The sequence below is a fragment of the Kaistella sp. SH40-3 genome, assembly GCF_030686865.1.
Classification (GTDB): Bacteria; Bacteroidota; Bacteroidia; order Flavobacteriales; family Weeksellaceae; genus Kaistella.
The window spans coordinates 434217-459590 of sequence record NZ_JAQYUS010000002.1; the positions used below are offsets into that span (position 1 = coordinate 434217).

Below are 25374 nucleotides of genomic sequence, written 5' to 3' on the forward strand. Positions count from 1 at the left end.
GACGATTACTATTTCTCAGAAATGAATCTAAGAAATGATTCGCGCTTGCTTTTATAGTAAGAAATTCAGACAAAAAAAATTCTTAAATTCTAAAAATTAGTACATTAGCACAAATTAAATTTATGAAAAAAATTTACTTCTTCTTTTTCTCCCTCTTTTATATTGCAAATTTCTCTCAAACTATTGATGCCGAGATTTACGAAATTAATCAAAACACCGGCGTAAATCCTCAGTATTTACAGAAATACAATGACCAGTTACTTTTCTGGAGCGGCGATCTGTGGAGTTATAATTTTACGACCAAAAAAAGTACTTTAATTAAAAAGATATTTCCATACACACCGCAATTTTCGAGCGATGTTCAATTTACCTTATTCCAAAACAAGGTTTATTTTTTGGTCGATGTTTCATCGAAAACACAACTTTGGACAACCGACGGAACAGAAACTGGAACCAAACAGATTTTTGAATTTCCAGATGATTACGTAATGCAAATCACGGCTGATGAAAACAAAATTCTCATCACCGAAAGAAACAATATTTATATTTCCGATGGAACTTCTGCGGGAACAAAATTGCTCAAACAGATGGAAGGGCAGACTTTAGAGTCAAAAGCATTCAAGTTTAATTCTCACTTTATGTATGCCGCAAAAAATGCTAATTACAGTAATGAACTTTGGATCACGAACAGCATTGATGAAACTACTACGAAAATAAAAATTGCCGGTACTGAAAATCCATTATACATTCACACTACATTAAAATGTTTCAATTTAAATGGGACGATATTGTTTGGCGCTAGAAATGCTAGTGGTACACAAACTGGTTTATGGTCACTAGATCTTGCCACCAAAACAGCGAAATTTATTTATACTACAAGAGGAGATTTAAGTTCAGGCGAAATTTTAAATAATAAACTTGTTTTCATGGGTAATACTATTGAAAATGGCTCTAATCTTTTCGTTACCGATGGAACTCCTGAAAACACCAAAGTACTTAGTTCAACCATGCATTTCGCGTCATCTAACCAGTATGAACTTGGTTTACAAAAATTAGGGAATTCTATTTACTTCTTTCCTTACAGTCAGGAACGAAACCGCCTTTGGAAAACCGACGGAACGGTAAGTGGAACCGTGCAGACCAACGTTATCATTCCAAATGATTTTTCAGCAAATATGCTTCGATATTTTCCCATTAATGAAATGATTTTAATTGAAAATTCTGGACACACGACTTTTTATTTGATGGATCAGTTTGAAAATTTAATTCTCCTCGGGGAGAATAGATTACACAATTCAATTGAAATCGCTGGGAAAATGATTTTCCCTTATGAGAATCAAAAATATGGAAAAGAACTTTTTCAATATCACCTGGAAACTAAAGAAGTATCTCTATTTAAAGATACGATGCACGAGCAAGGAAGTAAGCCTATTAACGCAGTTGCTACGGCAGATCATGGTTTAATTTTCACCGCCTTTGATCAGTATTACAACAATCAATTCTACAAAATAGCAAAGAAAGGCGACGAACCCGAAGCCGTTAAAATCAGCAATTCAATCTACACCAATGTACCGGAAGGCGAATTGTTTAGAGTTGGAAATTCTTACTACATCACCCCAAATTCTTACTCCTCACAAATTGTAAAAACAAACGGAACCGAAGCGGGAACAAAGAAAATGACGCTGCCACAAAATACAGAAGTTAGTGCAAATAGTAAATTCGGAAATCTAAATGATGAGTCGCTCATCACCACTACGTATTACAATGCAGGTGATGGCTCAAAGATTCGTGTTTTCAAAAATGACATTAATAGTGATACTTTAGAATTACTTAAAGAAGTACCAGGTAGATCATCACCCCGAACTAAATCAATCTTATATAACAACTCCCTCTATTTCATGATTTCTAATGATATTTATAAGGAGGAAATTTGGAAAACAGATGGTTCAGCGGAGGGAACTGTGATCGCTTTCAATATTCCAGATGAAGAATATTATAACAACGCAACACAGATTTTAGGCGTATTTGATCATCAACTTCTCATTGCTAAAAATTACCGATTATTTAAGTACAACAGCAGCACGCAAGTCGTAACCGAAATTCCTTTTCCGGCTAATGACTGGGGATATGGTCAATGGAATGTTTCTCAAGAAATAATCGAAGTTGATGACAAGTTATATTTATTGTCTCAAAACGGATACGGTACCATTTATAAATTTGATAATCTACAAACTCCTCCTACCGAAATTTTAAGCAGTAATTACATGGGTGTTTTTGCAAATTTTAACAAGTGTGGTTCAACGCTTTACTTTGGTACAAGTAATTACGAAGGGAAAAGCAACAATTTATGGAGCATTAATATCAATAACAATTCTTATAAAGAAATTAGTATAAACGCTAACACCCCAGCCATTTCTAATTTGACGTGTATTAATAATTATCTTTATTTCACTAAGGAAAATAGCAGTAAAATTTGGCGAACCAATGGAACTGCGGAAAGCACTATCACAATACCAGTCAACGTTGTAAATGAAGAACAAATTGCAGATACTGATCAGATTTTAAAGTTGGTCAATTTAGAAAACACTTTATATTTTGTAGCAAATACAAAAACATCTGGCGAAGAATTGTATGCTGTAACCACCGAATTGCCAATTTATCTTAACACAGGAAATGTAAAATCAGGCGCTCAAAAACTGAAGTTAATTCTATTTCCAAATCCGGCTTCAAGTTTTATTAAAATTAAAGAAACTGGTAGTTTAAAAGTGGAAAACTATACCATTTTTGATTTTTCGGGTAGGCTTATTTCTTCTGGGAAATACACCAATGAAAATCAAATCATTGATGTTTCGCAATTAAATGCAGAAAATTACCTCATTGAAATTACGACTAAAAACGGAACTCAATTCTCGCAACAGTTTATTAAAAAATAACTAGTTTTATCAAAAGATAAATTGATTATTAATTTTTGAAACTTTTTTATATGAAAAAAATTCTGCAAATTTCTACTGTTTTGGTTGCTGCGTTTTTCTACGGACAGCAGGTTTCTGACTATCAATACATTTATGTTCCAGAAACATTTAGTAATGTTAAAGCAAATAAACATGGATTGAATGAATTGCTTACTTTAAAATTAAAACAGAAAAAGTTTATGATCATTAAAGAAAGTGTAGAAAATTGGCCTGCGGAACTGGCAGGAAATCCTTGCCAAGTGCTCAGGGCAGAACTATCTGACACGAGCAGTATGTTCAAAAACAAAGTGAGTATTGATTTTAAAGATTGTGAAAATAAATCAATTTTATCCCTCGATGGAAAATCTTTAATAAAGGAATTTGAACCTGGAATGCGCGATGCATTAGAAGATGCATCAAAAAAAATCCCGTTGTCGGTACCGTTGGAAAGGCCGTATGCAAAAAAAACCGACGAACTTACGAAAGAAATTCCCACGACAAAAATTGCAAATACAGAAGTCGCAATAGTCCCCCAAAAAAACACCAAACAAGTTGTTCCAACGCCAAAAATACAAGCAACTGCCGAAATAAAAGCAGAAGTTTATAGCAATGGTTCTTTAACACTGAACAGAATTTTTCTGGCCAATGGAGAATTTATTTTAGTAAATCCCAACAATTCAGTTCCGTACGCCACCTTTAAACCTTCTGGAAAAAAAGACGTTTATAGAGTTCAACTTGAAAATGGAACATCAACAATAGGTTATTTGGAAGATGGAAAAATAGAAGTAGAATTGGTTAACGCTGACGGAAGTTTCAGAACAGAAGTTTTTTCGAAAAAGTAAATCCTAGTTAGAATTAAAATATTCCCAAACCACTTTCCCTTTCGATTTCCCTAAGATTTCTTCTAAGGTTTCTAAATTCGATTCTTTAACCCGCTTCACTGATTTCAGTTTTTGAAGCAGAAGTTCTACGGTCTTTTCACCAACACCCGGAATTCCGTCCAGTTCAGATTTAATGGTAGAATTTGTTCTGCGCGTCCGATGATGTCTTACGCCAAAACGGTGCGATTCGTCCCGAACTCTTTGCAGAATTTTGAGCGTTTCAGATTTCTTATCTAAATATAACGGAATCGAATCTTCGGGGAAATAAATTTCTTCCAAGCGTTTTGCAATTCCAATAATGGTGATTTTTCCGTACAAACCAAGTAACTTCAAACTCTTTACCGCAGAGGAAAGTTGACCTTTTCCACCATCAATTAAAATAAGTTGTGGCAAAGGTTCGGCTTCTTCTAAAACTCTTTTGTAGCGACGGTAAATCACTTCTTCCATCGTTTTATAATCATCAGGTCCGACAACGGTTTTCGGGTGAAAAATTCGATAATCTGCTTTGCTCGGTTTCCCATCTTTGAAAACGACACACGCCGAAACAGGATTTGTTCCCTGAATATTTGAGTTATCAAAACCTTCAATATGGCGGGGTTCTGTTGGCATTCGCAACAACTTCTGCATTTCTGCCATAATTCGGTTCGTATGTCTTTCTGGATCTACAATCTGAACTTGCTTCAGTTTTTCAACACGATATTCTTTCGCATTTTTTTCGGACAGTTCCACAATTCGTTTCTTGTCACCCATTTTAGGAACAATCAATTTCACATTGGGAATTTCTAAGGTTAAATGAAACGGAATCAGAATTTCTTTTGAATTAGAATCAAACTTCTGGCGAATTTCAATCATGGCTTCTTCTAAAATATCTTCATCAGATTCTTCCAGAACTTTCTTAATTTCTGTCGTAAAACTTTGGATAATATTTCCGTTCTGAATTTTGAAATAATTAATGTAGGCCGCAGTTTCATCACTCGTCATTCCGAAAACATCAACATCATCAATATTGGGATTTACGACCGTATGTTTGTGCTGATAATCTTCAAGCAAGTCGATTCTTTCCTTAATCGCCTGCGCATTTTCAAACTCTAAATTTTCTGCAAAAACCATCATTTGATTGATCAAATATTCTTTAGCAGTTCGGAAATCTCCTTTTACAATCCCGCGAATTGCTTCAATTTTCTTATCGTAATGCTCTTTCATTTCAAGCATTTCACACGGACCTTCACAGTTTTTAATGTGATATTCCAGACAAACTTTGTATTTTCCTTCCGCAATTTTTTTCGGCGAAAGATTTAGATTACAAGTTCGAATTTTGTAAAGATGTTTAATGGTATCCAACAAAACCTTAGCAGGACGAACTTTCGCATAAGGTCCAAAATATTCGGAACCATCTTTAATTTTAGTCCGCGTTAAAAAAACTCTGGGGAAATCTTCATTTTTAATGCAAATCCAGGGATAGGTTTTATCATCCTTGAGCATTACATTATAAAACGGCTGATGTTCTTTAATTAAATTATTTTCCAACAAAAGAGCGTCGTATTCACTGTTTACAACGGTCGTTTCGAGACGGAAAATTTTGGCAACCATGATTCGAGTTCGGTAACCCGACTGGTTTTTATTGAAATAAGAAAGAACTCTTTTCTTTAAATTCTTCGCTTTACCAACGTATAATAAGTTTCCGTTTTTATCATAATATCGATAAACTCCAGGATCAGACGGCAAAGTTTTTAATTGAAGTTCAAGATCAGCATTCATGATACAAAAATAGGGATTTGCTTTGTAAAAAAAGAACTGCTAAAAATAAAACCAGTCTGCCGAAATTGACAGACTGGTTTTAAAATACATTTTAAAAATATTATGCTTTTACATTTTCAGGGATATAAATCCCAATAATTTTGTTCTTAAAATCTGCCAGTTGAATTTCAACCGTTTTCAAATTGTTTTTGAAAAAAGAAGTTTCTGCAAATAACGTTTCGTAATAATTGATGCCTTCAATCAAATTATTCTTAAAGGTTTTCCATTTTTTAGTTTGAGCATTGGTGAAACTGTCAGAGAATTCTTCGATTTCATTTTTCAAATAATCAACATACATTTTCAACTCGTTCACGAAAATATTCGGGCGATTGGTTTCGGGCATGACATTTTCGTTTCCGTAAATATGTTTTACCATATTGGCAAGAGAAACCTCTTTATCAAAATACGCCAAATTAGGTCCCGGACAAACCACGACTCCTTGTTTCTCACCTTTAATAGGAATTTCACTTTCCAGATAAGAAGAGTTGACCAATCCGACACAAAGACAAGATTTTTCGGTAATCTTTGCTTTCCTTTTATCGTATTCTTTTAAAGTTATTTCCTCTTTTACTTCTTCCAAATCTTTCAGTTGTACCGTTTGATATTTTCTGGAAGCAGTACAGATTCCTTCTGGTGAAAATTCTTTACTTAGAGCCAGATACTTTTTCGGACACGAACTTCCGGCCCTTTCTTTATTAATTTTTTCCTGTTTGAAAAACTCATTCGTGCTTCCTTTAACCGTATTGAACGGAATTCCAAGTGGTGAAATATTACTTAAATAGAAATCTTGCTCTTTGGACTTCGATAATAATTCACGGGTTTCTTTATCCACAGACGTCGCTTCAGGAACCAACAAAAATGGCGAACCCCAACCAATACTGTCTACTTTATAATTCTCCAATAAAAACTCGTGTTCTTCTGCAGTTCCTACTCCACCCTGAACGGTAATTTTCATGTCTAATGGTTGTGCCGGAACAGGAATTTCCTTTTGTGTTAAAGCATTCACCATTAATTCGTGAGCAGAAGCAACGAGGTCGTTTTTCTTTTGTTTGAATTCTTCCATGATCGGACCGAGCAATAAACCATCTGTCGCAAAGGCATGACCTCCACAATTCAAACCAGATTCTACGCGGTATTCTGAAACCCAGAGCCCTTTTTTTGCCAGGAAATTCCCCTGAATCATCGCTGACCGGAAATCACTTACTTTTAAAATAATTTTCTTTTTGAGTTCTCCTTTTTCGTTCGGAAAAAAATCTGGAAAAGATTCAAAATAACTGTACAATCTTGGATTCATTCCGGCAGAAAGCACAATTGAAGAAGAAAGTTTACTGTTGGCAAATCCTCGCAAAGAAACGTGAGCGTCATTATACATGACCGGCAATTGCTCACCTTTCACAAAATTATCTTTGTCTACTTTGGTCATGACATTTACGTCAATACTTCCGGGAGACAGATTGTTTTCTAAAAACTTGCGAACATTTTCAGTAAAGTTTTCTTTTTGTTCCACTAAGTTTTCTAAACCTTTTTTAAGGTCAGATTTATTCGGAAGCATGTCGATATATTCATTCAATGCTTCTTTGCTTTTGCTTAATTCCTGTTTGAAATTTTCAAATTTCATATTCACCACATCGTGCACCATATCAAGGTACGCTGTAATTCTTTTGGCGCGGTAATCTTCAATTTTGTTGGAAATCTCGCTATAAGAAAAATTATTTCTCTTATGATAAAGGCTGTTCATTTTCTCAATAATCTCATCATCGATAATCGAAATCACGGAGGAGATTCCGTATTGCGCAACACGAATCGGACTGTCGATCGTATACGCCAATCCCATTACCGGAATGTGAAAGTTATGTGCGGGCTTTTTCTTATTCATATTTTTTAAGGGTCTCTTTATTTTAATAGATAATTTTAAATAACCATCAAAATTAGAATTAAATTTTTAATTATGTACAGGATAACATTTTTATTAGTGGCTTGAATTTATGACTTTTATCAGTTAATTAAAATAACTTTCAACTATTTTCCTAACTTCTCAAAAAGGTGTATTTTTAGACAAATTCTTATCAATGAAAATTTACGGCGTAGATACTTTTACAATCAAAGACATCATGGCGATTTTAAAAAATCCCAGCAATGCAAAACTGAATAAAGAAGCAAAACAAAAGATTCTGAAATCTCAGAGAAACGTGCAGCAAATCGTTGCGTCCGACCGAACGGTTTATGGAATTAATACGGGTTTCGGACCACTTTGCGACGTTAAAATTTCCGAAGAGGAAACTGCTCAACTTCAACATAATTTAATTATTTCTCACGCCGTTGGTGTTGGAAAACCGATTGCTAAAGACTATTCTCGAGTGATGATGATTGCAAAAATTCATGCTTTATCAAAAGGATTTTCGGGAGTTTCATTGGAAGTGATTGAAAGGTTAATCTTAATGCTGGAAAAAGATATTATTCCAGTTGTGCCAGAACAAGGTTCTGTAGGTGCTTCCGGAGATTTGGCACCACTGGCTCATTTGGTTTTACCACTTTTAGGGTTAGGAAAAGTTTGGCAGAACAATGAAATCGTAGAAACTGAAAAAGCCTTAAAAAAACATGGGATAAAACCTTTACAACTCGGACCAAAAGAAGGTTTAGGTTTAATTAATGGAACGCAGTTTATTTTAGCACACGCTATTTTAGGTTTAAATAAATTCAAATATTTACTTGACTTGGCCGACTTAACTGCAGCAGTAAGTTTAGAAGCCTATCGAGGATCAGCAAGTCCATTTAAAAAGGAACTTCATGATATTCGCCCGTTTGATGGCAGCAGAAAAGTAGCCTCAAGAATGCGAAAGTTTCTAAAGGATTCTGATAATTTAAAAAGTCATGAATTCTGTGATCGCGTTCAAGATCCTTATTCAATGCGATGTGTTCCGCAAGTTCATGGTGCGAGCAGAAATGCGTACGAGCATTTAAAACATTTAACAGAAACAGAATTAAATTCTGTGACTGACAATCCGATTGTTTTAAGCGCGGAAGAATCGATTTCCGGCGGAAATTTTCATGGGCAGTTATTGGCTTTACCTTTAGATTACGCAACTTTAGCAGCAGCAGAACTAGGGAATATTTCTGACAGAAGAAGTTATCTTTTACTTGAAGGGAAATATGGTTTACCAAGATTATTGACGGAAAGTTCAGGTTTAAATTCCGGCTTTATGATTCCACAATATACTTCTGCGGCGTTGGTTACAGAAAATAAAACGTTATGTTTCCCGGCATCGGCAGATTCTATTCCGACGAGTTTGGGACAGGAAGATCATGTTTCGATGGGAAGTATTTCTGGCAGAAAATTCAACCAGGTTTTAGGAAATTTAGAAAACATTCTTTCCGTAGAACTTATGTTTGGTGCGCAAGGATTAGAATTCCGACGTCCGGCAAAATGTTCTAAATATGTCGAAAACGCGTATTCATTAATCCGAACAAAAGTAGCGAAATTAGAGAATGACCGATTGATTGGTGAAGATATGCTGGCGATTGCGGATTTGATCAGAGAGCGAAAATTTAAGGTGAATTAATAAAAAAATTTAGTTATTCCTATTCCTTCTGAAGATAAGTTCTCACAGGAAATTTCCGTATGTTTAGCTTTTAATAAAAGAAAAAATTATTTAAAAAGAAAACATGAAAAAACTGCTCTATTTACTACTCCTAATTCCTATTGGTCTTTTTGCGCAGGAACAAAAGCCTTCTGAAAAATTCTGGAACCAATTAGAAACCCATTGTGGAAAAGCCTATGAAGGTGAAATAATATCTGGCGGTAAAGAAGGCGATGGTTTTACCGGAAAAAAACTGGTCATGCACGTTCGGTCTTGTGAAAAAAATGATATCAGAATTCCATTTTTTGTGGGTGAAGATAAATCCCGAACTTGGGTTTTGCATATGAATGCAGATAAAATTTTAAGATTAAAACACGATCACCGCAATCCAGACGGAACTGAAGAAAAATCGACTCAATATGGCGGAACCAGTTCTAATGTTGGTTTAGAAAATTTTCAAATGTTTCCTGCAGATGCGCACACAGCTCAATTGATTCCAGCCGCGGCAACCAATGTTTGGTGGTTTACAATCGATAAGGAAAGTTTTACTTATAATCTTCGTCGTGTAGGGAGCGAACGATTGTTTACGGTAAGATTTGATTTGACAAAAGCAATTGAAACTCCAGGCGCACCTTGGGGAACGAAAGAATAAATTTCTCAAAACTACCGACAATTAAAAGCCATAAAAAAATCCATTTTGTTTGTGCAAAATGGATTTTTTCAGCAGGAAACTTTTAAGATTCAACTCTGAAAGATACTTTACAGACGCATCCATAAGTGGAAATTTCCCCATCTTTTACATGACATTTCATGTCTTTTACATAAACGCTATCAATGTTTTTTACCGTTTTAGAAACTTCTTTTACAGCATTTTTAATAGCATCATCAAAACTAATTTCTGAAGTAGCAATTACTTCAAGTACTTTTACAATCATAATATTTGGTTTTAATTTCATTAAAATTAATTAAATCCTCACGAACAAAAGAGCATTTAACAAACTTTAATACAAGGAGTTAAATAAATAATTTTATTTTTTTGATTCAACACTCATTTACTTCAAAAATAATTTTATAGATTTGCAGCACTAAAGACGTTCTTTAAAAAATCGCAACTTATTCAGAAAAGTGGAGGGAATTGACCCTTTGAAACTTTGGCAACCTGTTTAGAAATAAATAAGGTGCAAAATTCAACTCGCCAGCGCGGGAAAGATAAGTCAGATATTAAAATTTAGAAAATAGAAATTCTATATATTAAGTTCTTTTGATTTGTCGAAAGAGCTTTTTTTATGCTCTTTCGACCAATATTTTCAAAGGATAAGTTGCCCAAAATTTAAAACAAATAAATTAAAATATGAGCAATTTAAAATTTGAAACTTTACAAGTTCACGCCGGTCAAACCGTAGATTCAACCACCAACTCCAGAGCAGTTCCGCTCTATCAAACCGCCTGTTATACCTTTAATGATGCAGATCATGCAGCCAATCTTTTTGGTTTAAAAGAGTTCGGGAATATTTACACGCGTTTGATGAATCCAACCACCGATGTTTTCGAAAAAAGAATGGCAGCCCTGCATGGCGGTGTTGCAGCTTTGGCAACAAGTTCCGGACATGCTTCCCAGTTTTTAGCATTAACTAATATTCTTCAAAACGGCGATAATTTCGTGAGTTCGCCTTATCTATACGGCGGAAGTTATAATCAGTTCAAAGTCTCTTTTAAAAAATTAGGAATCGAAACCCGTTTCGCCGACAACGATAAACCCGAAAGTTTTGAAACACTTATCGATGAAAATACAAAAGCCATTTATTTGGAAACCATCGGAAATCCGAGTTTAAATATTCCCGATTTTGAAGCAGTTGCAGCAGTGGCAAAAAAACACGGAATTCCATTAATCGTCGACAACACTTTCGGTGCGGGCGGTTATCTTTTTCAACCATTGAAACATGGGGCGAACATCGTGGTAGAATCGGCTACTAAATGGATTGGCGGACATGGAACTTCAATTGGCGGAATCATTATTGACGGCGGAAATTTTGATTGGGGTAATGGGAAATTCCCGCAACTATCAGAACCTTGTGAAAGTTATCACGGTTTGGTTTTCACCGATGTTTTTGGAGTAAATTCTCAATTCGGAAATATCGCATTTATCATTAAAGCCAGAGTCGAAGGCATGAGAGATTTCGGTCCAACGATTTCTCCATTCAACTCTTTCCTTTTGTTGCAAGGTCTAGAAACTTTGTCACTTCGATTAGAAAGAACAGTGAGCAATGCACAAACCATCGCAGAATATTTAGAAAATCATCCGAAAGTTGAAAAGGTTTTATATCCAGGATTACCCAATTTCCCCGATCATGAAAATGCGAAGAGATATTTAAAAAGAGGATTCGGTGGAGTCCTAAGTTTCGACATTAAAGGCGGAAAAGAATCCGCTGTGAAATTTATTAATCATTTGTCATTGATCAGTCACGTTGCTAATGTGGGAGATTCAAAAACATTAATCATCAATCCCTCCTCAACCACGCACGAACAATTGTCTGATGCAGAAAGAGAAAAAGCCGGAATTCGCCCGGGACAAATAAGATTGAGTGTTGGGATCGAACACATCGATGATATTATCGCTGATTTAGAATCAGGTTTTTCGATTATTTAGTTTTTAAGGTTAAAGAAAAAGAGTGAAAATTTTCACTCTTTTTCTTATTTAATTGATGCTCTCGTCAATGCTTAAAAATCACTTTTTCAAAGCCTCCTTTTCTTTTTGTTTCTCCAGTTTTCTAAAATAGCCACGGAAGAGGAAATTGTGTTTGAGGGCTTCCATATTTTCATTTAATTTTTCGGCTGCCTGTTTAACACTAACAACGGTAGAGTCTATGTTTTTAACCAAAACTGGATCGTTTGCAATATGATTTAAAGTTCCCTTTCCAGATTTAATATCCAGCATATAATCATCTAAATTTTTAGTTACCAAATTAATCTCTTTGCTGGATTTTTCTAAATTGCTGAACACATTTTTTATTTGATCAGCCGAATTTTTATCACTCAAAAAAACCGCGGCTGCACTTTGGTCATAATTTATTTTTGAAATAATCGTATTCACTTTACCAATCGCTTCTGAAGTTCCAGTCGCTGTAGTTTTTAATTCTGCTACTGATTGACGAATGTCTTTAATCATTAAAGTATCATTTAACAATGATCCAATCGTGCCCTGACCATCCAGAATTTTGTTGGTAATCTTTACGAGATCAGAAGTTAATAAAGCAGCATTTTCATTGGTTTTGCTTAAGGTATCAAGCATTTCGTCTATGCTTATTTTTTTTGAAGTTCGAATGGTATCACCCGATTTTACGATTTTCGCAGTTTCATCTTTTCCAGGCAAAATATTCACGACCATACTTCCCACCAATCCGTCCGAAGCAATCGAAGCCGTAGCATCCTTTTTAATAAAATGAGAAGTTTCTTCTTCGACTAACATTTCAACCTTTATTTTTCCTTCTTCAATCATTTCAATATTACTCACCGTGCCAACATCAACACCAGAATAGCGAACATTATTTCCAATCTGCAAACCGTTCACATTAGCAAATACCGCATACAGTTTAATGTTATCCGTAAAAAGATGTTGTTTTTTTCCAACCAAATAAAGTGCAGCCACCAGAAGAATGGTTCCAACTAAAACGAAAATACCCACCTTTATTTTTTCTGAATTATATTTTCCCATACTTTCAATTTTTAAAAAATGCCTGAACTTGTGGATCTTCGGAATTAGAAAGTTCTTCAAAAGTTCCTTCGGCATAATTAATACCATCAACCAACAAAATCATACGGTTAGAAATTACTCTGGCACAATCCACATCATGCGTAATAATTATGGATGAAGTCTGATATTTTACCTGAATATTTCTCAATAATTGAATAATCTCTTTTGCCGTAATTGGATCCAAACCTGTCGTCGGTTCATCGTACATCATAATGCTGGGTTTCAAAATCAAGGCTCTCGCCAGCGCAACTCTACGTTGCATACCACCGGAAAGTTCTGCCGGCATTAAGTCAATTGCATGTTCCAAACCAACATTTTGCAACGCTTCCCTTACCAAAACTTCTGTTCCCGTGAAATTCTTAATTTTATCTTTATGCCGTCTTAACGGAAACTCCAGGTTTTCACGCACCGTCATGGAATCATACAACGCACTTCCTTGAAAAAGAAAACCAATTTCTGTACGAAGCAAATCCAATTCTTTGTGTCCTATTGTAATAATATCTTCGCCTTTAATCGAAATACTGCCACTATCAGGTTGAATCAAACCAACCAAACATCTTACCATGACGGATTTCCCAGAACCAGATTTTCCCATGACGACCAGATTTTCACCTTCATATAATTTAAGATTAAAACCTTTCAATACATGATTATCACCAAAACTTTTAGTCAGGTTTTTCAGTTCTAAAACTACTTTTTTGTGATCCTGGTTATTCATCTAAATTTCAAAAATTATATCGGTTACAAATACCGCAATAAAATCAATTACAAACAGCAACATCGAGGTATAAACCACCGCCGAATTCGAGGCTTCACCAACTCCCACCGTTCCATTCGAACAGTTATACCCTTTATAACATCCAATTAATCCAATAGCAAAACCAAAGAAAAATGACTTGATAAAAGCAGGCAGAATATCGCTAAAACTCAACGCCCCAAAAACTTTATTGAAGTAGAGCACAAAAGAAACATCGCCCTTCAAATTCTCGACGATCGCGGATCCGAAAAGCGAAATCGCATCTCCCATAATAATCAATAACGGCAACATAAAAGTTGTTGCAAGAATACGGGTCACTACCAAATACTTAAAAGGATTGGTCCCCGAAACCTCCATGGCATCAATCTGTTCTGTCACGCGCATAGAACCGAGTTCAGCTCCAATTCCAGACCCAATTCTGCCGGCACAAATCAAGGCAATAATTACAGGACCAATTTCCCGCACGATAGAAATACTAACCATAGAAGGCATCCAGGAAGTAGCGCCAAACTGTTCTAGCGTCGGCCGAGATTGCAATGTAAAAACCAATCCTAAAATAAATCCCGTAACACCAACCAGCAATAAAGAACGGTTTCCCATGTTGTAACACTGTCGCAACAGTTCCTTAAACTCAAAAGGAGCAGTAAAAACTTCCCGAAAAAATCGACCGGCAAATAACGTAATATCGCCAATTTCATTAAAGAAAGATTTTAAAGAATGCAATATTGAAGTTAAGTTGAACATACAAAAATGTATAAGTAAATATAGTTATAATTCGGCAAAATAGTATCGTACAAAATAACGGGAGCACTACATTTTCGCTTCTTACAAAACCCGTCCCGCTGTACACTATATCCCCTCACCGCTGTCGCGGATTCGGGGGATGCCGTTTCCATCGGGGCTAGAACTTCATTCAGTTCATATTTGAAAAGGATTTTATCAACCATTTACGAACTTTGGAAGGATAAAAGATTGTATTCATAAAAATTTACAAAGAAAGAATAATAGTAAAATCTTAATTTCATAATGCTTTTCAAACTTTGGATCCAATTATTACACTTAAACTTTTACATCTTTTGAGGTTATAAAAAATGTAGTACTTGTTTATATTTTCATAGTAGAACAATTAAAAATATGGGCAGAAAGCTTTCCTCCATTATCAAATAATTTTCGAATAACTTTTTTATCTTTAGCCAATGATAAAGTTTTTAGTTGGGATGAGTCTTTTTATATCCCTTTTATTTTCAGCACAATCGGTTCCAATGAGTTCAGCAGAAATTTACGATGACCTACTTCGGTTGCAAAATAATACCACAGTCATGTATTTGGCTGCACATCCTGATGACGAAAATACCAGAATTATTTCCTGGCTCACTCATGAAAAACATGTTGATGCAGTTTATCTTTCCTTAACTCGTGGCGATGGTGGACAAAATTTAATCGGTACTGAAAAAGGAGAATTATTAGGATTGCTCCGAACCCAGGAACTTTTGGAAGCACGAAAAGTTGATAAAGGAAGACAATGGTTTACCAGAGCCTTGGATTTTGGATATTCTAAAACGGCTACAGAAACTTTGAAATTTTGGGATAAGCAGAAAATTTTAGCGGACGTCGTTTGGGCAATTCGTAAAAATAAACCTGAAATTATCATTACCCGTTTTGATCCAAATTCAAATGGAGAAACTCATGGCCATCATACTGCTTCTGCACTTTTAGCAATGGAAGCATTTGATTTGGCAGGAGATCCAACTGCTTTTCCGGAACAGTTGAACTCTGTAAAAGTTTGGAAACCCAAAAGAATGTTTTACAATACGAGTTGGTGGTTTTTTGGCAGCAAAGAAAACTTTGATAAAGCCGATAAAACCAATTTATTCTCCATCAATGTTGGAACTTATTATTCGACACTTGGAACTTCTAATAATGAAATATCCTCTAAATCAAGAAGTAAACACGCTTGTCAAGGTTTTGGAATGGCGCTGGAAAGAGGTTCTGATATCGAATATTTAAAATTTTTAAAAGGTGACAAACCGAAATCCAATGATATTTTCGAAGGAATAAAATTATCCACAGAAAATGGACCGCTTAAAACCCAAATGGACCAATTGATTTCTGATTATCAATTTAATGATCCGCAACTTTCCTTAAATAATCTACTTCAAGTTTATGCCTTATTGAAAAAAAATAATGCAGATGATTTAAAATTAAAACAAGTCAAAGATTTGATTTTAAAAACGCAGGGAATTTATTTTGAATGGACGACACCAAAAGGTTTCGGAACATTAAACCAAGAAATTACAACTCAATTGGAAATCGCCAATAGAAGCAATAAAAATATTAATATTTCTATTTCCGGAAGTGCTGACAAAGAAATTTTAGCCAACGAATCATTTAAATCAACAGAGAAATTAAAAATCGATGATGCTAAATTATCTAATCCTTATTGGCTACAAGAAACTCCGAAAAACAATCTGTACGTCGTAAATAATCCACAAGATATTGGACAACCTGAAATTTTGAATCCAATAAAAAAATCAATTACCATTAATTTTGGGTCTACAAAAATTGATTACGATATTCCATTAAAGCAAAAAACAGTGAATCCTTCTATTGGTGAGCGTTACGAACCTTTTTATACGGTTCCTGCTTTTGTGGCCAATTTCGATCAGGAAAACTTTATTTTCAGCAATCAACCCAAACAAATAGCGGTTGAAGTGGAAAGTTTCGTCGCAAATTCTTCTGCAAAAGTTTCTTTAAATGGCAGTAAAGACTGGAAAATATCTGCGCCACAAACAATTGATTTCAAGGAAATTGGTGAAAAGAAAAAACTATTATTTACGGTTGAACCTCTTTCAAAAAACGCAAATTCTAATTTAAGCGCCATCATTGAATCTAATGGGAAAATCTATAATCAATCTTTAAATGTGGTCGATTATCCGCATATCGACCGACAGATCTGGCTTCGAAATGCGCAGGCAAAAGTTCAAAATTTAGATTTAAAAATCCCGAATATTAAGATTGCTTATTTGAAAGGTTCGGGCGACGAAATCCCTTCTTCATTAAGAGCAATCGGTTTACAGGTTGATGAATTGGATCTCAAAAACTGGAATCCATCACTACTCAAAAATTATGATGTTTTAATTTTAGGAATCAGAATTTATAATACGCAGCCTGAAATGGCTTTGATCAATAAAGACCTTTGGAAATTCGTAGAAAACGGTGGTTTGGTGATTAATCAATATAATGTTAATCGCGGTTTATTGACGGAAGAAATTGCACCTTTCCAATTAAAATTAGGACCCAACAGAATTTCCGAAGAAGATGCAAAAATGAAATTCCTGGTTCCAAACAGTCCAGTTTTTAATACGCCCAATAAAATTTCAGAAGACGATTTTAAGAATTGGGTTCAGGAAAGAGGATTGTATTTTGCCGATTCTTATGATCAAAATTTAATTCCACTTTTAGAAGGAAATGATACAGGAGAATCTCCACAGAAAGGAATTTTGCTGGCAGGAAAGTACGGAAAAGGAACTTATGTTTATACGGGATTATCGTTCTTCAGAGAATTACCGGCGGGCGTTCCGGGTGCGTATAAATTATTTATGAATATATTGGCGCTGGGAAACACGAAAAAGTAATCGCACGGATTTCACAGATTTTTTAAACCACAAAGTCACAAAGAATAATGTAAACTAATGATACTATAATTTTTTGACACATTAGTCACATTAGTATTAAGTAATAGTAAACTTACTAAAAGTGCACAAAGTAAAAAATCAAAGATTTTTAAAACTCATGTGTTCTTGACCTAACTAAAAAAAACTTATGTGACTAATGTGTTAAAAAAAAAAACAATGTCAAAAAGTTCAATATAAACTCTATGATTTCTCAAAACATGATAAAGAAGAATAATAAAAGAAAATCTTTGTGACTTTGTGGTAAAAACTTTTACGGTTTTAAGTAAATTTTAAAATATGAATCAAGAAAAAAACACGAATTGGAAAACCCTTTACACTTCTCTTTTAGTCATTACAGTTTTGATGATTGTGGCGATGTTACTCTTTCAAAACTATTATAAATGAAGAATTTAGATTGGGCGGTTTTAATTTTCGTGTTATTATTTATCGTTATTTACGGGATTTATAAATCCAAAAAAGTAAAGACTTCTGCGTCCTTTTTGGGCGGAAAAACCAATCCCTGGTGGATGGTCGGTTTAAGCATTATGGCGACTCAAGCGAGTGCGATTACTTTTTTATCAACGCCCGGACAAGCCTATCACGACGGTTTGGGATTCGTGCAATTCTATTTTGGATTGCCTATTGCGATGGTGATTCTCTGCGTTTGGGTACTTCCGAAATTTTTCAAAATGAACGTTTTAACGGCGTATGAATATTTAGAAAAACGGTTTGGACTTTCTACCAGAATTTTAACAGCGATTCTATTTTTAATTCAAAGAGGTTTGGCGGCAGGAATTACGATTTTTGCGCCGGCCATTATTCTGTCCACCATTTTGGGCTGGAATCTTATTTTAACCAATATTGTGATCGGAACTTTGGTCACCATTTATACTTTAGTTGGTGGTACAGAAGCGGTGAGTCAGACGCAGAAACAGCAGATGATTGTTATTTTTATCGGGATGTTTTTGGCGTTTTTTCTCATCGTTGAAAATTTACCATTAGGCTTAAATGACGCGCTCCTCTATTCCGGACAAATGGGGAAACTCAATCCGGTGAGTTTTGAATTTAATTTGAATAACCGCTACAATATTTGGTCTGCCTTTTTGGGTGGAACTTTTTTGTTTTTGAGTTATTTTGGGACCGATCAAAGTCAGGTTCAAAGATATTTGACCGGGAAAAGTTTGAAGGAAGCACGATTGGGTTTGCTCTTTAATGGCTTATTCAAAATCCCGATGCAATTCTTTATTCTCTTCATTGGAGTGATGGTTTTCGTTTTTTTTCAGTTTGAAAAGACGCCTTTAAATTTCAATCCACTTTCTCAAACACTGAAAAATAATACAGAATACAAAATCTTAAATTCTGATTTTGATCAACTTCACGAGGAGAAAAAAGAAAAAATTATCGCCTGGAAAACCGATCATTCCGAAAAAACAATGTCGGAGTTGAAAGATCTTCAGGCAAAAGAAGTGGTCATCAGAGAAGATGTTAAAAAGTTAATTAATAAAGTCGCTCCGGAAATCGAATCGAATGACAAGGATTACGTTTTCATTTATTATATCCTTAATTATTTACCCACCGGAATTGTCGGATTATTGATCGCCGTTATTCTCTCTGCCGCCATGAGTTCTACTTCTTCCGAACTGAATGCTTTGGCAACAACGACAGTCGTAGATATTTATAAGCGAAATTTCGCACCCGATATTTCAGAGAAAAAATACTTGAACGCCTCCAGACTTTTCACGCTGATGTGGGGAATGGTCGCCATATTCTTTGCCGTGAATGCGAGTTTGTTTGAAAACTTAATTCAGGCCGTTAATATTATTGGCTCCTTGTTTTATGGTGTAATTCTCGGCGTATTTGCAATTGCATTTCTCTTCCCAAAAATCGGCGGTAAAGCAACAATGTGGAGTATTCTGATTGTTGAACCTGTGATTATTTTACTTTATTTTTTAGATGTAAAAGAGGTGATTCAACTGGAGTTTTTGTGGTTGAATCCGATTGGGTGTTTGTTGATGATTGGGGCTGCGAGTTTGTTGGAGGGAATGTTTAAGAAGGTAACGATATAGAAAATGGACACCGAGATTGGGTGTCCATTAGTTTTAGAATCTATATTAAGTCTCGTTATTTAAAAATCTTACAAAAATCTAATTTGTAAATTTAGTTTGAAAAACAATTCTCCATCTTCTTCGTAAACTTCTCCAAAGTTGTGTCTTGAACTACTGGCGGTTTCGAGTTTTGTATTGGAAAGTAAATAATTTTCAAATTCGTTCTTATTATAAATATGATAACATAGAATATCTCCATCTTCCTTTACAATTAAATAACCTCCTGTCGCTTCATAATCGCCTGTCCAAACTTTTGAAGGCATCATTCCTAACGCCACATCGGTTAAAAATCTTTTTATTTTATAACCATAGAATAAATGTTTATCTGTAATATCAAAGTTTAAGGGATTTTTATTTTCTGTAAGTTGCACTAAATCGGAAGTATGAGAGTAGGGAGTTGAATAAAAATCTAAGACAATATTTGCTAAGATTTCTGGTAATAAACTATCAATTAGAATTAGATTATTACCAAAAATACTTCTTTGAGTTTTTGCAAATTGCAATTTCCCACCTTTATTTTCAATTTCTACTATCCTATCTTTAATTTTACTTTTTGATGAAATATTGTTTATATCAACTATTTCCTGTTTATTGAATTTTCGACCGATTATTTTAAAAATAAAATTGGTTGTCTCTCCTGCATTTAATAGAGTAGAAGGATGACCTAATTGTGATTTTATGCTAAATCCTAAAGCGGGTTGAAGCCCTGTCCGTTGATCATGAACAACAATTGTAATGTCAGTTTTGGAAGTAGATTTTGCTTTCAATGAAATACAATTTATACTTTTCATAAAATCCTCTATTTCTGGAACAGAAAAAGTGCCTGAATTACTTTTTATTTCATCTAGTAGATATTTTGCTCTTTGTTGAAATTCAACGATTGGAATGCGAAACATTTCTTTATTTCCCGATATAATCACGATATCATCTTGAATCGAATATTCAAAATTACTACTAACTTCGTTTCTAATTATTTTTAAAATTGGATATACAAGATTGTTAATTTTCTTAATATCTTTATTTCCTGGATGCAATTCTTTATCACCTAACAGTTTAAAAAGTGCGTAAATTTCGCTCCATTCTCCTTTGTTTCCTGTTAACATATTTCAATCTCTTTTGCTAATTTCCAATCTTCATTATCCCATATTTTACCGTTATAAGATATGCTAGCAATAAAGTTGTTATCCTCATCTATAATTCGACCACCAATCCAGTTTGATCCTCCAAGATTAAAATATTCTATAAAATTTTGACAAATTATCTTTGCTTCTTTTAAGTCTTTAATTTGAATGTATAGAAACTCCGCTGGCTTCATCAATTCTTCTAATTGTGCATTATTAGAAAGTTGAGAAAAACGTATAACATCTGTTTCTGAACCTAAACTAACATATAAATTCTGAGTGTGTTTTTTTATTGATTTCATCTTTTTACTTTTAATTGTTTTAAGATTTCATTTGCAGTTGCCTGTATTGCAGGTACCGCAACGGAATTACCAAATTGTTTATATGCCGAAGCATCAGCAACTGGGATTAAATAGTCATCAGGAAAACCTTGTAGTCTTGCCCACTCTCTTGGTGTCATTTTTCGAATTCCTTCTCGATTAACTGTTCCTTTAATATGTGTTGTCGGAGTAAAATCTGTAATTCTGTGGTCTAAAACCAGATTTCTTTCTCTCCCCATTCCACCGACCACAATAGCATTACTTATTTGATCATCAGGTATAATTGCATACCCAAAACCATTGCCTTTACTTTCGTGCCTTGCCTTATGATCTTTTAGAGTTTGTAAATATTGGGTGGAAAGAAAATATTTCGTAGGTGGTACATGTTCTTCTTTAATATCGGCAAAAGTTACTTTTTGAGATGATGGTTTTGGATATTCAAAACTTTCAATTCCTAAATCATTTCTAAAACCAACAATATAAATTCTCTCTCTATTTTGGGGAACGCCGAAATCTTTCGCGTTTACAATTTGTGGTTCAGGAACGAAATAACCCAGATCATTTCGCAAAACATTCAAAATTGTTGCTAAAGTTTTTCCTCCGTTATGACTTCTCAAACCTTTCACATTTTCTAAAAATACTGCTTTCGGTTTTTTGCGTTTAATTATTTCGGCAACATCAAAAAATAATGTTCCTCTCGTATCTTCAAATCCACCGCGTTTCCCAGCAATTGAAAACGCTTGACATGGAAAACCAGCACATAGAAGATCAAATTCGTCTGGTATATATGATTTTGTTTCTTCTTTTGTAATATCACCAAAAGGTTTTTCGCCAAAATTGGCTTTATACGTTCGTTTTGCTTCTTTGTCCCATTCACTTGTAAAAACACATTTTCCTCCTAAGTTTTGCAACGCCAAACGAAATCCTCCAATTCCTGCAAATAAATCGATAAATGTAAACTTGGGATTTTCTACTGGTGGAAATGGAACTTCTAACATTTCAAAAAGTCCCATTTGCAATGCCTCTTCCGCTACTTTATTAGTAATTATATTTTCAGGATACTTATTCTCTAAAATCTCTTTAGTAAAATTAATCGCATCATCTTTAAAGAAATTAGAAATCTTTTTATTTTTTAAACTTTGTAAATAATGTGTAAGAACTGCTTCTTGATTATTTTCTGGTTCTATTAATTTAATTTTAAATTTTTTGTCACCGATTGACTCCAAAGATATTTTTTCTGTTAACTTCATTTTATATTCTATTATCTCCCCGCTCATTACTTACACTCCTAATTTTTTATTGTTTCAAAAATTATTTTAATAAAAAATATATTTTCGATCTTTTTAATATGTTCGGTACCCTATTTATTTGCAGTTGAAGTCTTTCTATTCAATCTTCCAGACCTTCAACTTCGTCAAATAATTTTACATATTTATTTTAATTTTCATCTCATTTATTGATGTCATTTTGGTCGAATCATTTTTTCAATTCATTACAAACCTTTTTACTACCTCTTGCAATTTCAACGTCCAAAAATAAAAAACATTGAATGCAAAAATACAATATTAAAAAGACAAATTTTTTATAGATCCCATAATTAGTTTAGAAAATAAAAAAATTAAATAACTTCTATAACCAAAAAAACCTTCATTAATTAAAGGCTTTCCAAAAACTTCACCATATTCCCAGTGCCCCCAAACCACAACCCACCACCATTTACCAATCATATCCCTACTCACATTTCTTCCAAAAACAGTAACATTGAAAAAATAATTCATAAATAAGGGTCTTTTAACGGTACATAGTAAACCATATTTTAATTAGTTTCACATTTAATTAACTAAAAAATCAAAAACATGGCATCAACATCAGAAGTGGGACACGCGAAAAATGTCGCTAATTTCCAAGACCTAATCGAATTCATTTCCGCCTACGGAGCAAACTACAACCCCTCAAAAAACACCCTCAAACTGCCCCAAATTATCGCGCAAAAAGCAGAGGCCGAAAACAATCTCGCAGAAGTCATCACCAAAAACACAGACTACAATAACAAAGTCAATCTACGTGTTGATGCCTTTAGCGATGTACGAGCCCTGGCAACAAGGCTCATCGCAGCCCTGCAAACCACAGATGCTTCCAAAGAAACCATTGCAGATGCAAAAACATTCAATAACAAAATTCAGGGCAAAGGCTCATCCACTCAAAAACCACCTTTAAACCCAAATGATCCACCTCCCAAAACTATCTCTACAAGTCAGCAATCTTATGATCAAATCATTCAGCATTTAGCAGGTTTAAAAGCAGTATTAGAAGCAGAAGTCTCCTACACCCCAAATGAAACAGACCTCCAAATAGCAACCATCGATGCAAAAATCGAAGACCTTACCCAGAAAAATACAGCAGTTGCGCAAACCTACACCGCGGTAAGCAATTCAAGAATCATCAGAAACAAAAACCTTTACACCAACGAAAACTCAATCTACGAAATCGCCAAAGAAATAAAACTCTACATCAAAGCGCTATTCGGCTCCACAAGTCCAGAATTCGCACAGGTAAAAGGAATTAAAATTGTGAAACCCAATTTATAACCCTTCACAAAAAGAATTATCTGACACTAATATCCGATTATCTGACACTCAAATCCGATTATGTGACACTCAACTCTGATTATGTGACACTCAACTTAGAATATCTCATCCACAAGTTTGAACCTTGCAACCGCAAATTAGAATACAGCATCCACAGATAAGATAATCTCATTCACAGAACAAATAATCGGACACACCATCAGAAATCTCTATTACAATCAAAAAAAAATGGATACCAAAATCTGGTATCCATTTTTTTTATAAGCGAAAACAATATTACTACTTACTCCACTTCGCAATATTATCCGCATTCATTTTCACATAATCATCATTGCTCGCTTTCTTTGCCAACTCCATTGATTTCTTCGCGGTTTCGATCGCCTCTTTCTTCATTCCATTTGCCGCTTGAATCTCCGCTTTCAACTTCAGCATATAAAAAACATCCGGTTGCATTTCATTCGCTTTCGTCGCATATTCCAGAGCCTTTTTTAAATCCATCTTCTCTTGGAAATAATAACCTGCCGCTTGATTATAATCAGAAGCCTTCGCTTCCTTTTTACCCAAAGTAGCATTAATCGACTCCAACACCTCCTTCTTCGAATCCATAACAATCGGAACTTTCACCATCGTATTCTCCCAACTTAAAATTAAATTGGCTCTATCAGTCTTTAGATCATTAAAACCGATTGAAAAAGTTTCTACAAACAATGGATTTTTCTCCGCTTTCACTTTCGTTTTGGCCACAATTTCCTCCGCTTTCAATTCTTTCGGCGCGCCCCACTGTTCCGTATCTTTATAAAGAACCACTTCCCACTCGTTAGCAGATGGAATAGTATATAAAGAATATTTCCCTGCTGGTACTTTAATCCCATTAAAACTCGCCTCATTCCCAAACGTGATATCCGTAGAACCATTCGCCCCAGTTCTCCAAACCACATCCATCGGAACCAAATTCCCAAAAACCTTGCGCTCATTCGCAGAAGGACGCGAATAATCTACGCTAACTTCAGAAAGTCCGATCGTTTGTTTTACACTCGCAGACGAGCTCGGTTGCGGCGTTTTCACTTGTGCATTACCCATTGCAAATGCACCCACTAAAAATAAAGACAACAAATTTTTCTTCATTATTATTTAATTTAATATTTTTTACAATCTTTAAATCTACTCCATTTTTTAATCATTGACAAGAAAAAGCGTGAAGTGAAAATTAAGAAGAAATGAAATAATTAATTTCTCCATAAGGAGCAACAAAACTTTCGCTTCTTACAAAACCCGTCCGGCTGTCCGCTCTATCTTTTTTGCTTATAACATTTACGATTAAAATAAAACCCGTCCTAATCAAAAAAGGATGCCGCTCCCATCCGGGCTATAACTTCAGTCGGTTTTCTTTTACAAAGGGAAATTAGTCATCATAACTATGATCTCAATTTCGAGTCTCGTAGTTCATGTTGATCATGTGTATCAACTCTGGCATCTTGCATCTTGAACCTTGCATCTATTCTCTATTCGTCTATTCTCTTTTGGTCTTATGTCTATTATCTATTCGTCTATTTATCTTTGAGTTTATTGCACAAAAAAACCTCATACAAATAAATGTATGAGGTTTAAAAAAACTGGCGGCGACCTACTCTCCCGCGTTAGCAGTACCATCGGCGCTAGAGGGCTTAACTTCTGTGTTCGGAATGGGAACAGGTGAGCCCCTCTGCTAAAACCACCCTAAAAGTTGTTTTATATGAAGGAGGTAGTTAGTAGGGAATAGGTTGTAGTTGTTAAACTAATACCCAATACCTTATAACTGATACCTTATAAATATCGATAAAAAATATCACAAAGAGCAAACCTTGTTGCACT

Annotated in this window: 19 protein-coding genes, 1 rRNA gene and 1 riboswitch; of the genes, 8 read left to right on the forward strand and 12 right to left on the reverse strand. The window is 34.7% G+C overall.

Going from position 1 to position 25374, the window contains the following annotated elements:
• Window positions 1-122: 122 nt before the first annotated feature.
• Window positions 123-2933 (forward strand): T9SS type A sorting domain-containing protein, encoded by a 2811-nt coding sequence (locus tag PUH65_RS05785; RefSeq protein WP_305518869.1) that lies wholly within the window; start codon window positions 123-125, stop codon window positions 2931-2933.
• Window positions 2934-2983: 50 nt separating this feature from the next.
• Window positions 2984-3793 carry a hypothetical protein gene (locus PUH65_RS05790; protein WP_305518870.1) on the forward strand — a complete coding sequence of 270 codons (810 nt, stop codon included), beginning with the start codon at window positions 2984-2986 and terminating at the stop codon, window positions 3791-3793.
• A gap of 3 nt (window positions 3794-3796) precedes the next feature.
• On the opposite strand, the gene uvrC is transcribed toward PUH65_RS05790, so the two are convergent.
• Together uvrC and PUH65_RS05800 are read right to left on the reverse strand one after the other, a co-directional pair.
• Window positions 3797-5590: an excinuclease ABC subunit UvrC gene (uvrC, locus tag PUH65_RS05795; RefSeq protein ID WP_305518872.1), complete on the reverse strand. Its 1794-nt coding sequence runs from the start codon at window positions 5588-5590 to the stop codon at window positions 3797-3799.
• Between the two features lie 100 nt (window positions 5591-5690).
• The gene (locus PUH65_RS05800) at window positions 5691-7505 is read right to left on the reverse strand and encodes a hypothetical protein (protein WP_305518874.1); all 1815 of its coding nucleotides are present in this window, start codon (window positions 7503-7505) and stop codon (window positions 5691-5693) included.
• 193 nt (window positions 7506-7698) lie between these two features.
• On the opposite strand from PUH65_RS05800, the gene hutH reads away from it, so the two are divergent.
• The gene (gene hutH / locus PUH65_RS05805; RefSeq protein WP_305518875.1) at window positions 7699-9189 is read left to right on the forward strand and encodes a histidine ammonia-lyase; all 1491 of its coding nucleotides are present in this window, start codon (window positions 7699-7701) and stop codon (window positions 9187-9189) included.
• 103 nt (window positions 9190-9292) lie between these two features.
• Window positions 9293-9859: a hypothetical protein gene (locus PUH65_RS05810; protein WP_305518876.1), complete on the forward strand. Its 567-nt coding sequence runs from the start codon at window positions 9293-9295 to the stop codon at window positions 9857-9859.
• 82 nt (window positions 9860-9941) lie between these two features.
• Here the strand turns inward: PUH65_RS05810 and PUH65_RS05815 are convergent, their stop codons facing one another.
• A complete protein-coding gene (locus tag PUH65_RS05815) occupies window positions 9942-10142 on the reverse strand; it encodes a dodecin family protein (protein ID WP_370692018.1) in 201 nt (66 codons plus the stop codon).
• Window positions 10143-10317: 175 nt separating this feature from the next.
• Window positions 10318-10423: riboswitch (SAM riboswitch) on the forward strand.
• Between the two features lie 135 nt (window positions 10424-10558).
• Here PUH65_RS05815 and PUH65_RS05820 point away from each other — a divergent pair.
• The gene (locus PUH65_RS05820; RefSeq protein ID WP_305518877.1) at window positions 10559-11854 is read left to right on the forward strand and encodes an O-acetylhomoserine aminocarboxypropyltransferase/cysteine synthase family protein; all 1296 of its coding nucleotides are present in this window, start codon (window positions 10559-10561) and stop codon (window positions 11852-11854) included.
• Window positions 11855-11932: 78 nt separating this feature from the next.
• Here the strand turns inward: PUH65_RS05820 and PUH65_RS05825 are convergent, their stop codons facing one another.
• The 3 genes from PUH65_RS05825 to PUH65_RS05835 are packed head-to-tail and all read right to left on the reverse strand — an operon-like array spanning window position 11933 to window position 14459.
• Entirely contained in the window at window positions 11933-12919 is a 987-nt protein-coding gene (locus PUH65_RS05825; RefSeq protein WP_305518878.1) for an MlaD family protein, read from the reverse strand.
• Window positions 12920-12923: 4 nt separating this feature from the next.
• Window positions 12924-13676, reverse strand: a complete 753-nt coding sequence (locus PUH65_RS05830) for an ABC transporter ATP-binding protein (RefSeq protein ID WP_305518879.1) — start codon at window positions 13674-13676, stop codon at window positions 12924-12926.
• Window positions 13677-14459, reverse strand: coding sequence for an ABC transporter permease (locus PUH65_RS05835; protein ID WP_305518880.1), 783 nt, complete (start codon window positions 14457-14459; stop codon window positions 13677-13679).
• Window positions 14460-14977: 518 nt separating this feature from the next.
• Here PUH65_RS05835 and PUH65_RS05840 point away from each other — a divergent pair.
• Window positions 14978-17350 carry a PIG-L family deacetylase gene (locus tag PUH65_RS05840; protein WP_305518881.1) on the forward strand — a complete coding sequence of 791 codons (2373 nt, stop codon included), beginning with the start codon at window positions 14978-14980 and terminating at the stop codon, window positions 17348-17350.
• A 440-nt stretch (window positions 17351-17790) separates the two neighbouring features.
• Window positions 17791-19455 carry a sodium:solute symporter gene (locus PUH65_RS05845; protein WP_305518882.1) on the forward strand — a complete coding sequence of 555 codons (1665 nt, stop codon included), beginning with the start codon at window positions 17791-17793 and terminating at the stop codon, window positions 19453-19455.
• A 68-nt stretch (window positions 19456-19523) separates the two neighbouring features.
• Here PUH65_RS05845 and PUH65_RS05850 read toward each other — a convergent pair whose 3' ends face one another.
• The 4 genes from PUH65_RS05850 to PUH65_RS05865 all read right to left on the reverse strand — a co-directional run bounded on the left by PUH65_RS05850 (window position 19524) and on the right by PUH65_RS05865 (window position 22713).
• Window positions 19524-20597: an HpaII family restriction endonuclease gene (locus PUH65_RS05850; RefSeq protein WP_305518883.1), complete on the reverse strand. Its 1074-nt coding sequence runs from the start codon at window positions 20595-20597 to the stop codon at window positions 19524-19526.
• On the reverse strand, window positions 20591-20917 hold the full coding sequence (locus tag PUH65_RS05855) for a hypothetical protein (RefSeq protein ID WP_305518884.1): 327 nt from the start codon (window positions 20915-20917) through the stop codon (window positions 20591-20593). Before PUH65_RS05855 ends, PUH65_RS05850 begins: the two co-directional genes overlap by 7 nt.
• The gene (locus PUH65_RS05860) at window positions 20914-22185 is read right to left on the reverse strand and encodes a DNA cytosine methyltransferase (RefSeq protein WP_305518885.1); all 1272 of its coding nucleotides are present in this window, start codon (window positions 22183-22185) and stop codon (window positions 20914-20916) included. Before PUH65_RS05860 ends, PUH65_RS05855 begins: the two co-directional genes overlap by 4 nt.
• A 315-nt stretch (window positions 22186-22500) precedes the next feature.
• Window positions 22501-22713 carry a hypothetical protein gene (locus PUH65_RS05865; RefSeq protein WP_305518886.1) on the reverse strand — a complete coding sequence of 71 codons (213 nt, stop codon included), beginning with the start codon at window positions 22711-22713 and terminating at the stop codon, window positions 22501-22503.
• Between the two features lie 78 nt (window positions 22714-22791).
• Between PUH65_RS05865 and PUH65_RS05870 the strand changes: the two genes are divergently transcribed.
• A complete protein-coding gene (locus PUH65_RS05870) occupies window positions 22792-23523 on the forward strand; it encodes a hypothetical protein (protein ID WP_305518887.1) in 732 nt (243 codons plus the stop codon).
• A gap of 279 nt (window positions 23524-23802) precedes the next feature.
• Here PUH65_RS05870 and PUH65_RS05875 read toward each other — a convergent pair whose 3' ends face one another.
• Together PUH65_RS05875 and rrf are read right to left on the reverse strand one after the other, a co-directional pair.
• Entirely contained in the window at window positions 23803-24648 is an 846-nt protein-coding gene (locus PUH65_RS05875) for a DUF2911 domain-containing protein (RefSeq protein ID WP_305518888.1), read from the reverse strand.
• Window positions 24649-25134: 486 nt separating this feature from the next.
• Window positions 25135-25242, reverse strand: a 5S ribosomal RNA gene (rrf, locus tag PUH65_RS05880).
• Window positions 25243-25374: the final 132 nt, after the last annotated feature.

What these genes read in the sequence shown, in the direction of transcription:
- PUH65_RS05785 (WP_305518869.1), top strand. Translation starts at nt 123, where the DNA reads ATGAAAAAAATTTACTTCTTCTTTTTCTCCCTCTTTTATATTGCAAAT.
- PUH65_RS05790 (WP_305518870.1), top strand. Translation starts at nt 2,984, where the DNA reads ATGAAAAAAATTCTGCAAATTTCTACTGTTTTGGTTGCTGCGTTTTTC.
- uvrC (WP_305518872.1), bottom strand. Translation starts at nt 5,590, where the DNA reads ATGAATGCTGATCTTGAACTTCAATTAAAAACTTTGCCGTCTGATCCT.
- PUH65_RS05800 (WP_305518874.1), bottom strand. Translation starts at nt 7,505, where the DNA reads ATGAATAAGAAAAAGCCCGCACATAACTTTCACATTCCGGTAATGGGA.
- hutH (WP_305518875.1), top strand. Translation starts at nt 7,699, where the DNA reads ATGAAAATTTACGGCGTAGATACTTTTACAATCAAAGACATCATGGCG.
- PUH65_RS05810 (WP_305518876.1), top strand. Translation starts at nt 9,293, where the DNA reads ATGAAAAAACTGCTCTATTTACTACTCCTAATTCCTATTGGTCTTTTT.
- PUH65_RS05815 (WP_370692018.1), bottom strand. Translation starts at nt 10,142, where the DNA reads ATGATTGTAAAAGTACTTGAAGTAATTGCTACTTCAGAAATTAGTTTT.
- PUH65_RS05820 (WP_305518877.1), top strand. Translation starts at nt 10,559, where the DNA reads ATGAGCAATTTAAAATTTGAAACTTTACAAGTTCACGCCGGTCAAACC.
- PUH65_RS05825 (WP_305518878.1), bottom strand. Translation starts at nt 12,919, where the DNA reads ATGGGAAAATATAATTCAGAAAAAATAAAGGTGGGTATTTTCGTTTTA.
- PUH65_RS05830 (WP_305518879.1), bottom strand. Translation starts at nt 13,676, where the DNA reads ATGAATAACCAGGATCACAAAAAAGTAGTTTTAGAACTGAAAAACCTG.
- PUH65_RS05835 (WP_305518880.1), bottom strand. Translation starts at nt 14,459, where the DNA reads ATGTTCAACTTAACTTCAATATTGCATTCTTTAAAATCTTTCTTTAAT.
- PUH65_RS05840 (WP_305518881.1), top strand. Translation starts at nt 14,978, where the DNA reads ATGAGTTCAGCAGAAATTTACGATGACCTACTTCGGTTGCAAAATAAT.
- PUH65_RS05845 (WP_305518882.1), top strand. Translation starts at nt 17,791, where the DNA reads ATGAAGAATTTAGATTGGGCGGTTTTAATTTTCGTGTTATTATTTATC.
- PUH65_RS05850 (WP_305518883.1), bottom strand. Translation starts at nt 20,597, where the DNA reads ATGTTAACAGGAAACAAAGGAGAATGGAGCGAAATTTACGCACTTTTT.
- PUH65_RS05855 (WP_305518884.1), bottom strand. Translation starts at nt 20,917, where the DNA reads ATGAAATCAATAAAAAAACACACTCAGAATTTATATGTTAGTTTAGGT.
- PUH65_RS05860 (WP_305518885.1), bottom strand. Translation starts at nt 22,185, where the DNA reads ATGAAGTTAACAGAAAAAATATCTTTGGAGTCAATCGGTGACAAAAAA.
- PUH65_RS05865 (WP_305518886.1), bottom strand. Translation starts at nt 22,713, where the DNA reads ATGAATTATTTTTTCAATGTTACTGTTTTTGGAAGAAATGTGAGTAGG.
- PUH65_RS05870 (WP_305518887.1), top strand. Translation starts at nt 22,792, where the DNA reads ATGGCATCAACATCAGAAGTGGGACACGCGAAAAATGTCGCTAATTTC.
- PUH65_RS05875 (WP_305518888.1), bottom strand. Translation starts at nt 24,648, where the DNA reads ATGAAGAAAAATTTGTTGTCTTTATTTTTAGTGGGTGCATTTGCAATG.